The organism is Candidatus Bandiella numerosa (genome assembly GCF_021811875.1).
Classification (GTDB): Bacteria; Pseudomonadota; Alphaproteobacteria; order Rickettsiales; family Midichloriaceae; genus Aquirickettsia; species Aquirickettsia numerosa_A.
In genome coordinates this window covers 1-9,517 of record NZ_JAJBJD010000023.1, presented here as the reverse complement: position 1 = coordinate 9,517, position 9,517 = coordinate 1, and the positions used below count along the sequence as shown (strand labels likewise).

12 protein-coding genes are annotated in these 9,517 nt (G+C 31.6%); 11 read left to right on the top strand and 1 reads right to left on the bottom strand.

Annotated features, from left to right (window positions below; genetic code table 11):
* The 6 genes from L8D11_RS01670 to L8D11_RS05965 all read left to right on the top strand — a co-directional run.
* Window positions 1–229 (top strand): hypothetical protein (locus tag L8D11_RS01670; RefSeq protein WP_236869944.1); only part of this gene is annotated, 229 nt, incomplete at its 5' end.
* Window positions 123–932: a tyrosine-type recombinase/integrase gene (locus tag L8D11_RS01665; RefSeq protein ID WP_236869943.1), complete on the top strand. Its 810-nt coding sequence runs from the start codon at window positions 123–125 to the stop codon at window positions 930–932. The genes L8D11_RS01670 and L8D11_RS01665, both read left to right, overlap by 107 nt.
* Entirely contained in the window at window positions 929–1,411 is a 483-nt protein-coding gene (locus tag L8D11_RS01660) for a hypothetical protein (RefSeq protein ID WP_236869942.1), read from the top strand. The genes L8D11_RS01665 and L8D11_RS01660 overlap by 4 nt, the downstream gene beginning before the upstream one ends.
* Complete coding sequence (gene dinB / locus L8D11_RS01655; RefSeq protein WP_236869941.1) at window positions 1,404–2,444, top strand: DNA polymerase IV; 1,041 nt, start codon at window positions 1,404–1,406, stop codon at window positions 2,442–2,444. The genes L8D11_RS01660 and dinB overlap by 8 nt, the downstream gene beginning before the upstream one ends.
* A complete protein-coding gene (gene recD2, locus L8D11_RS01650) occupies window positions 2,445–4,622 on the top strand; it encodes an SF1B family DNA helicase RecD2 (RefSeq protein WP_236869940.1) in 2,178 nt (725 codons plus the stop codon). It abuts the gene before it with no gap.
* A gap of 416 nt (window positions 4,623–5,038) precedes the next feature.
* Window positions 5,039–5,266: an IS1 family transposase gene (locus L8D11_RS05965; RefSeq protein ID WP_369127275.1), complete on the top strand. Its 228-nt coding sequence runs from the start codon at window positions 5,039–5,041 to the stop codon at window positions 5,264–5,266.
* Here the strand turns inward: L8D11_RS05965 and L8D11_RS01645 are convergent.
* Window positions 5,222–5,380, bottom strand: a complete 159-nt coding sequence (locus tag L8D11_RS01645; RefSeq protein WP_236869939.1) for a hypothetical protein — start codon at window positions 5,378–5,380, stop codon at window positions 5,222–5,224. The genes L8D11_RS05965 and L8D11_RS01645 overlap by 45 nt on opposite strands.
* Between L8D11_RS01645 and L8D11_RS01640 the strand changes: the two genes are divergently transcribed.
* From L8D11_RS01640 to pgeF, 5 genes are read left to right on the top strand one after another with little or no spacing between them, the layout of a single operon-like run.
* Entirely contained in the window at window positions 5,363–5,578 is a 216-nt protein-coding gene (locus tag L8D11_RS01640) for a flagellar basal body L-ring protein FlgH (RefSeq protein ID WP_236869938.1), read from the top strand. The genes L8D11_RS01645 and L8D11_RS01640 overlap by 18 nt on opposite strands.
* Before the next feature lie 58 nt (window positions 5,579–5,636).
* Complete coding sequence (locus L8D11_RS01635) at window positions 5,637–6,584, top strand: D-alanyl-D-alanine carboxypeptidase family protein (RefSeq protein WP_236869937.1); 948 nt, start codon at window positions 5,637–5,639, stop codon at window positions 6,582–6,584.
* 6 nt (window positions 6,585–6,590) lie between these two features.
* On the top strand, window positions 6,591–7,313 hold the full coding sequence (locus L8D11_RS01630; protein WP_236869936.1) for an RsmE family RNA methyltransferase: 723 nt from the start codon (window positions 6,591–6,593) through the stop codon (window positions 7,311–7,313).
* Window positions 7,313–8,497, top strand: coding sequence for a glutamate--cysteine ligase (gene gshA / locus L8D11_RS01625; protein WP_236869935.1), 1,185 nt, complete (start codon window positions 7,313–7,315; stop codon window positions 8,495–8,497). The genes L8D11_RS01630 and gshA overlap by 1 nt, the downstream gene beginning before the upstream one ends.
* Window positions 8,498–8,505: 8 nt before the next feature.
* On the top strand, window positions 8,506–9,261 hold the full coding sequence (pgeF, locus tag L8D11_RS01620; RefSeq protein ID WP_236869934.1) for a peptidoglycan editing factor PgeF: 756 nt from the start codon (window positions 8,506–8,508) through the stop codon (window positions 9,259–9,261).
* The last annotated feature ends 256 nt before the right edge of the window (window positions 9,262–9,517 follow it).

The window sequence follows — 9,517 nt, the reverse complement described above, 5'->3', positions numbered from 1 at the left end:
AGTTATAACGGCCTACTACCAAGTTTCTGTTCGTCTCAGCCTTACTTTGCCGTCAGCTTCCTTCCGCCAACTCCTCACGAAGTTAACCTTGCCTCAGCTAATGGACAGCTCTATATCAGCCCATGAGGGACTTGAACCCTCTACTCTTACATCATGCACGGCGCACAAGATTATTATTATCTCATACTTCACAGATTACAGGACAAAATTACAAAGCTACTACTATTAATAGAATATTTGCAACACTTAAACATTGCGCTAGTTGGATTGGTGAGAGAAGAGAGTTTGCTGCAGGTAATCCATTTGAAGGAGTAAAAGATTTGATGCAAGATGAGCCTGACTGGAATGGCTTAACTGACAGGCAATTAATGCTGCTTCGCTCTGCAATAGATACAAGAATAAAGATATGTTCAAGAAATAATCAAAATCCCTTACTTGAAGCCGCTGTATTTTTTACTCTTTTGCATACTGGACTTAGAAAATTTGAACTTTGTTCTCTAAGATTAGATCAATACTATAATAAAGGACTCCACGATATTAGAAGAAAAGGTAACATGATTACTAAAAGAGTATTTTTACCAGATGATGCAAGAAAATGGGTTGATCAATATTTAGAATGTAGAGAAAAAAATAAAGATAAAATTGAAAATAACTTCCTATTTGTTAATAGAAATTACCAGCCTCTTAGCGAGACTGCAGTAACGAGATTATGTCAGAGAATTTCTAGGCAGGCTTGTGTAAATTTAAAAGAAGATGAAAAATTTGTATTAGAACCTCATCAATTAAGGCATACTTGTTTAAAAAGAGCTAACGACAAGTATGGTATGTCTTTTGCAAAAAAAATAAGTGGCAATATTGGAGATAGAGAGCTTTACCGCTATACTGCTCCAAGCCAACAAGAAGTAGAAGAAAAGGTTGAGGGGTTGTTTTGAATATTTTTTATTTAGATGACGATATAGCTAAATGCGCTCAATCTCATGCGGATAGCCATGTAATTAAAATGATCTTGGAGTCCGTCCAAATCTTATGCACAGCTTTGTTCATAAATGGTGTAGAGGCGCCATATAAGCCAACTCATAAGAAGCACCCTTGTACTTTATGGGCTTCTGAATCACTCAGCAATTGGTTATGGCTTAAAGATTTAACTATTGAACTCAACAAAGAATATAAATTTAGATGGAATAAAAAATCTGACCACCTGTCATATTCTGTCATGGCTTCTTTAAATCTACCAAGGGGCTTTATAAAAGATATTGGCATTACACAAAGACCACAAGCAATGCCTGATATATATAAAGTTAAAGATGACCCTTTATCTGCATATAGAAAATATTATACGATTGGGAAGCGCTCTTTACATCGATATACAAATAGAAAGCCACCATTTTGGCTAGGAAGGAGCGATGCATAGAAAAATCATACATATAGATATGGATTCATTTTATGCTTCTATCGAGGTAAGAGATAACCCATATTTAAAAGACAAACCTGTTGCAATTGGTTCTTCAGGGCGTGGAGTATTATGCACTTGTAATTATGAAGCTAGAAAATATGGTATACATTCTGCAATGCCTACATATAAAGCATTGCGTAAATGTGATTCTCTGGTTCTATTGCCTGTAAATATGAGTAAATATAAAGAGGTCTCCAATCAAATTAGGAAAATCTTTGCAAACTATAGCTCTGCTATAGAACCACTTTCACTAGATGAAGCTTATATAGATGTAACTGGAAGCGATATGTATCATGGGAGTGCAACTTTGATAGCAAAAGCAATTAGAGATGAGATATATAAAAAGCAACAACTCACCGCATCAGCAGGCATATCATCAAATAAGTTATTAGCAAAAATTGCAAGTGATTGGAATAAACCAAATGGACAATTTGTAATTCCTCCAAAAAAAGTGATGGAGTTTGTTGCTTCTCTTGATGTAAAAAATTTATTTGGCGTTGGCAAAGTAACTCTCAAAAAGTTAAAAGCAATGGGCATATCTAGTTGTTACGATTTGCAACAATATAGAGTTGAGGAATTGATTGGAAATTTCGGATCATATGGTGCAACTTTATATAATATGGCACGAGGCATTGATGACAGAAAGGTTGAGTCTGATCGAAAACGTAAGTCATTTAGCTTTGAACGTACTTTTGAGAATGATTTAGTAACAATAGAACAATGCCAAAGAGAACTCTCCAAACTCTTTAATAAATTAGATCAGAGAATCGGGAGAAGCTCTAATATTAAAGGGTGTTTTGTCAAAGTAAAATTTGATGATTTTAGCGTTACTACTGCAGAAAAACAAGCAAGCTCTCTCATAGAAGAGAATTTACTTGATTTACTTATCAAAGCAAAATCACGAAAGCCTAAAAGCAAGGTACGCCTTATAGGCTCTGGTGTACGCCTGAAAACTACAGAGAAAAGCGCGCAATATTCTTTGGGGCTATAAATGAAGAATCACGAATCTAAATTAGAATATTTATCGGGAAATGTTGAGAGAGTTACTTACCACAATGAGGAAAATGGATTTGCTGTTCTCAAAGTAAAGGTTAAAGGCCATAAAGATTTAGTTCCTGTAATAGGTACAATTCCAAGCGTTACTCCTGGCGAGGATATCACATCTAAAGGTTACTGGCGTAACGATGTGCAATATGGTTTAGGATTTAAAGCTGAGTTTATTCAATCTATCCCCCCTACTACAATTGAAGGTATTGAAAAGTATTTAGGTTCAGGACTAATAAAGGGCATAGGTCCTCATTTTGCAAAGAAATTAGTTGCTGCATTTAGTGAGGATATTTTTGATGTTATTGAATCATCTCCTATGAAACTAAAAGAAATTAATGGAATTGGTGATAAGCGAATTGATAAAATAACAAAAAACTGGCAAGAGCAAAAGATTGTACGCGAGATAATGGTCTTTCTACAATCTAATGGTGTTGGTACTACAAGAGCAACAAGGATATATAAAACATATGGCGATCAATCAATTTCACTTGTTAAAGATAATCCTTATAGATTAGCAAAAGATATTAGGGGCATTGGATTTTTATCAGCTGATAAAATAGCTAAGAATTTAGGTATAGAAGAAAATTCTATGATAAGGGCTAGAGCTGGTATTGGGTTTACCCTAATGGAAGCTCTCTCTGATGGGCATGTTGCTTTACCTGTTGATCTTTTACTTAATAATGCTGAAAAATTACTCTCTATTAATAAGTCTATACTAGAGGAAGCATTAAATCTTGAGTTAAAAGAAGAGTTTTTAACGAAAGATCAGATTGGTGAAATAGATTTTATCTTTCTAAGTGGTTATTATACTTATGAAAAAAATATAGCAACTAAATTACTTTCTCTACAACGAGGTAAAATTCCTTGGGATAGAATTGACACTGACAAAGCTATAGAATGGGTAGAAGAAAAACAAAATATCAAATTAGCAGTAAATCAAAAAAACGCTATAACGAAAGCAATCACTAATAAGGTTTTAGTACTTACAGGTGGACCTGGAACAGGGAAAACCACAATACTAAACTGTATAATAAAAATATTGTCTGCTAAAAAAGTTAAAATTAAACTATGCGCTCCTACTGGTCGAGCTGCTAAGAAAATGAGTGAAGCAACAGGTAGAGAAGCTTTAACTATACATAGGTTATTGCAATTCGAGCCGCATATTGGAGATTTTAAACATAATGAAGATGATCAACTTGATTGTAATTTGCTTATAGTTGATGAAAGTTCAATGGTTGATGTACAATTGATGCACTCGTTACTAAAAGCTATACATGAAAAGACTGCCATTTTAATTGTTGGAGATGTTGATCAGTTGCCTTCTGTTGGAGCAGGACAAGTTTTAAAAGATATAATTGATTCACAAAAAATAGAAGTTGTAAAATTAACTGAAATATATAGGCAAGCGGAAAGTAGTGATATAGTGACTAACGCTCATCTAATTAACGAAGGAAGAGTACCAATATTAAAACCAAAAGGAGATGAGAAAGATTTTTATTTTGCAGAAGCAAATGAAGCAGAAGACATAGCAAATATGGTTAAGCTTCTTGTAAAAGAGCGTATCCCTAAGAAATTCAAATTTAATCCCATTCGAGATATTCAAGTTCTATGCCCTATGCAAAGAAGTGGATGCGGAGCAAGATACTTTAATATAGAACTTCAAAAAATACTTAATCCAGAATATCTAGCTGGAGTAGAGAAGTTTGGACAAAGATATGCCAAAGGGGATAAGGTTATGCAAACTGAAAATAACTATGATAAAGAAGTATATAATGGTGATATAGGTTATATCACCAGAGTTGATCATGAAGAGCAGGAAGTTCATATTAATTTTGATGATAGAGAAGCTATTTATTCATTTACTGAGCTTGATGAAATCACCCTAGCCTATGCAACAACTATACATAAGTCACAAGGCTCTGAATATCCTGCAGTAGTAATACCAATATCTATGCAACATTATGTAATGCTTAAGAAAAACCTACTTTATACTGCTGTTACTCGTGGCAAAAATCTTGTTGTATTGGTGGGGCAGAAGAAAGCAATTTCTCTTGCAGTTAGAAATAAGAAAAATACTGATAGATTTACTAAGCTGAAAGAATGGGTGGTAAATAACACTTAACAATAAAACACTAATTTGCTATTACTTTTTTTTATTAATGCGATTTAGCAATTATAACAAAATGAGCTAAAACAATTAAAAGTTATAGCGTAAAAATTGATAAGCTACTTTAGCTTAAAATAAAAAAACGTTACGGCAATATTTAAGTATTTCAATAAAGCTTTAAAGTATTTTAGTTAAATAACACTTTTTTTATGCAACGATAAATTTTTTACTTAAGTAACTACTAAATGTTAAAACTTTATAACGCGCTGCCACTATAATTATGGCATTGCTAAACAAATACAGCATGTAATTGAGAAAGCTGCTATGATATGGGTTCTGTCGCATCTGTTAATTTTTGAAATAAAAAGTAAAAATTAAGAATTTCTAACCCCCGATTTTCCACACTTTGAAATTTTCACTTTTTGCACTGAATTTTCACAGATGCGACAGAGCCCAATTACAAAGTATATGCAAGAGTTATCCCAAATGATGTTTTGATACAAAGTAAAAAGCGCACCTATAATATTGAGGCGCAAAATAGCTCTCTCAGAGACTTTATCAAGAGATGCAATCGAAAAACCAAGGCTTATTCCAAGGCCGATGATATGGCTGAATTATCTGTGTACATCCATTTCTTCTTTGACACTATATTTGTTTAGCAATGCCTCTTCTTTATATGAATCTAATTTTTTAAATCCATTTATTGCATATCTTCCTTGCTTTGCATTTATGCAACGGCCTTTAATGGTAATTTCTTGATTAAAGGATCGCAAGAAATACGAGTTAACTATGAATTGAGGGAGATTACAGTAGCTGGAATTGTGAGACCAGAAGATATTGGTAGTGATAACTCAGTTGATCTTGATCAAATTGCGGAGGCTAGAGTGTCATATGGTGGTAGAGGGCAAATATCTCAATATCAACAAGATCCATATGGAAAACAAGTTCTTGACATAATATCACCATTTTAGATAAAATTAGTTTCAATTATTATTTTTTATGCAGTTGAAAAAGTTCTCTGAATTATTTTTGATAAATCTGTTTTTTATCTATTTTTTATTACAACCATTTCAGGCATACTCTAAGCCTATAAATCTTAAGCCTTCTATATTTAAATCCTCTAATTATGCAAGTATAGTTGTTAATGCTAAAACAGGTAGAGTGCTTTTTGAAAAAAATGCAGATCAAAAAAGGTATCCTGCTTCACTTACTAAAATGATGACTTTATATATCACTTTTGAATCCTTAAAGAAAAATAAACTATCACCATTACAAAAACTTACGGTGTCAAAACATGCTTCAGAGCAGCCAAAAAGTAATATTGCTCTAAAGCGTGGGCAAAAAATTACTGTACGTCAAGCTATTAATGCATTGATAGTAAAATCAGCTAACGATGCTGCAGTGGTACTTGGAGAAGCGATTTCAGGTGATAGAAAAAAATTTATTCAATTAATGAATATAACTGCAAAAAAATTGAATATGAAAAATACTAATTTTCAAAATCCTCATGGATTGCATCATGAGGAGCAATATACAACTGCTAGGGATATGGCAAAATTAGCAAGTGCACTTAAGAGGGATTTTCCAAAATATTATCATCTTTTTTCTATGACATCATTTATTTATAGAGGAAAAGAAATAAAGGGACATAATCGGGTTTTAAAAAGATATGCATGGGCAGATGGATTAAAAACTGGATATGTTAATGCTTCAGGATTTAATCTTGCAACCTCAACAAAAAAACCAGAAGCTAATTTAGTAGCTATTGTGATGGGAGGTCAAACTGCGAGAATGAGAGATGATCATATGATAGATTTATTAAATAATGCATATGCAAGATTAGGTGTTAAAGATAAGGTGAAAAATGAAAATATCTCTCAACCAAAATTCTTAAATGCCAAAAGAGACGTTTTTCAGTATGTTTCAGAAAGTTCTAAAAAAACTACCAATAATAATGATGTACTAGAGATTCATTAAAAAATAATGAGTAGCATCAGATTGTTATTGGCAGTTAAATTAAGTGATTTAGGGAGTATTTCTCTAACGAAAGAGGATGCCCATTACCTAATTAATGTAATGAAAGTGAAGTCTAATGATGTTATTATGGCATATAATGAGCATGATGGCGAGTGGGTTTGCAAAATTGAGGTAAAGAATAGGCGAAATGTTTTTTTAATTCCTTTTGAAAAAACAGATAATATTTTATGTAAATCTAAGGTAAATTTAGCATTTGCATTATTAAAACGACAAAACAATAGTTTAATTGTTCAAAAAGCGACTGAATTGAATGTTAGGGAGATATATCCTTTAATAACGGATAGAACCATAGTAAAAACTATTAACATAGATAAGCTAAATATTGTTGCCAAAGAAGCGTCAGAACAATGTGGGAGACTTGATATTCCAATAATTCATAATATCTTGAATCTAGAAGGACTATTAAATATTACCAAAAACAAAAATGTACTAGTATGTCATAATCATAGAGATGCTAGAAATATTTTGGATTTAAATAAAATAATAGACTACAACAACGATACGATACTTTTAATTGGCCCAGAGGGAGGTTTTTCTAATGAAGAGATAAGTATATTTGAACGGCTTAATATGACTTTTGTGAAATTGGGAAATTATACTTTAAGGGCAGAGACGGCGATGATAGCATCTATATTTGCTATCCGGAATTTATTATACTCAAACAAATAATGCATAACTTAAAAAAAAATGAAATATACAGCTATATCGATGATTTAGATAACTTTATTTTAAAAAACGATAAATTGATTGAAACATGGATTAAAACAAAAGAGTTAAAAGATACTCCGCTGTATTCGTCAATTGATATAAGAAATTCAGGATTTAAAATTTCTCCAATTGATACAAATCTCTTTCCATCTGGGTTTAATAATATATCAAAACAAGGCTTGCAGAAGGCAACGCAATATTTTGTGCAGTACTTTAGTAAATTTTTTCCTGATGTTAAGAAAGTCGCTTTGGTTTCGGAGCAATTTACGAGAAATGTTAATTATTATGAAAACATAAAATTTTTACTTAAAGCTTTGCAAGATACAAATCTTGAGGTAAGGGTCTTAATTATGTTAGAAGAACCGATTGATGTTGAAGGTTTAACGTTTTTCCAATTTCAAAAACAAGGCTCTATTATAGTTACCAATGATAACTGGTCTCCAGATTTAATTGTACTAAATAATGATCTAACAGAAAAAATACCAGAAAAGTTAACAGCTTTATCAATTCCAATATTACCAAATTTAAAATATGGCTGGCACAGCAGGAGAAAATGTTCTCACTATAAGGCATATAACGATCTTATTGATTTATTTTGTATAGAATTCAAAATAGACCCTTGGTTAATTAGTACATACTATTCAAAATGCATTAATGTTAATTTTAAAAAGAAAGAGGGGTTGCAGTGTATAGCTCAAAAAATTGATAAACTTATAGTTGAGATTCAAAAAAAATATGATGAATATCAAATTAAGCGAGAGCCTGTTGTATTTATCAAACCAAATAATGGTACATTCGGAAGGGGTATAATATCAGTAAAAAGTGGAGATGAAATCATGAATCTCAACAAAAAAATGAGACATAGCTTAAATACAATAAAAGACAATGTAATTAATTCAGAGGTGGTAATACAAGAGGGTATACCAACAATAGAAAGAGTTGAAGATTATCCAGCAGAAAGTATTATATACCTAGTTGGTGCGAAAGTTATTGAAAAATTTATGAGATATAATACAGTAAAAGGTGTCGATAATAATTTGAATTCAAGTGGTATGTTATTTGCCAAAAACCTAAAAATATCTCCAAGTGAATTATTACTAAGTAAATTGGCAACCATTGCAGTGGGTTATGAAAAAATCGAATAGAAATTTATATGTCAGACATTTTTATAGAATCACCTTTATTAAAAAATGTTGGAGTTGAGCATGGATTTTTCACTCGAAATGGTGGTATAAGCTCAGATGAATTTAGTAGTTTAAATTGTAAATTTAACAATCTAGATAATATAGAAAACGTTAAGAATAATTTAATTATTGCCGCTAATTGCTTAAGTGCAAATATAGAAAATTTAACATTACTAAATCAAATTCACTCAAATAGGGTAATAAAAGTAAATAATACCGTCAATAAAATCGAGGGTGATGCAATTTATTCATCTAGGAAAAATAGTGCAATAGGAGTAATTACTGCAGATTGTGTGCCAATATTAGTTTGGGATAATAAAAATAAAATTGCTTTAGCAATACATGCTGGATGGAAGGGGGCTTTAAATGGCATTATAGAAAATTCAATTAGTGCAATCAAAAAAAGTAGTCAATGCCAATTTTATGCTGCAATAGGGCCATGTATAAGACAAAATAATTATGAAGTTGATGAGAAATTTTATATATCATTTTTAGAGGAAACTACTTTAAATAATAAGTATTTTAAAAATTCAGTGAATAAAGGGAGGTTTTTATTTGACCTAGCTAAATACTGTTATGAAAAGCTGATAAAATGTGGCGTAAATAAAATTGATGACTTAAAAATTGATACTTACTCAGATGAAAAAAAATTTTTTAGCTGTAGAAGAGCCCTTCACAAAGGGGAGAAGAATTTTGGATGTCAATTATCATTAATAAAAATTTAAAATTTTATTGATTTTTTTGAAATAAAAATTCAGGCTATACTAAAAAGCGGTGGAGGTTTTCAATAGTGATTAGTTATTATAATTTCGGCAATGTAAAAGATTATCTGACTAGTATTTAAAAGACCATTGCGGCACCGTCAAGTTAATGGAAATATGGCCGCAACACAACCCTGACCCTTAAATTTTAGGCAGCAGCTATCTCTTGGATAGCTTCATCCCAAATAAATTTAGCTTTTTGAAAATTCTCTCTTTGGAT

Coding starts and splice junctions, on each gene's coding strand:
- L8D11_RS01665 (WP_236869943.1), top strand. CDS start 123: ATGAGGGACTTGAACCCTCTACTCTTACATCATGCACGGCGCACAAGA.
- recD2 (WP_236869940.1), top strand. CDS start 2,445: ATGAAGAATCACGAATCTAAATTAGAATATTTATCGGGAAATGTTGAG.
- L8D11_RS01630 (WP_236869936.1), top strand. CDS start 6,591: ATGAGTAGCATCAGATTGTTATTGGCAGTTAAATTAAGTGATTTAGGG.
- gshA (WP_236869935.1), top strand. CDS start 7,313: ATGCATAACTTAAAAAAAAATGAAATATACAGCTATATCGATGATTTA.
- dinB (WP_236869941.1), top strand. CDS start 1,404: ATGCATAGAAAAATCATACATATAGATATGGATTCATTTTATGCTTCT.
- pgeF (WP_236869934.1), top strand. CDS start 8,506: ATGTCAGACATTTTTATAGAATCACCTTTATTAAAAAATGTTGGAGTT.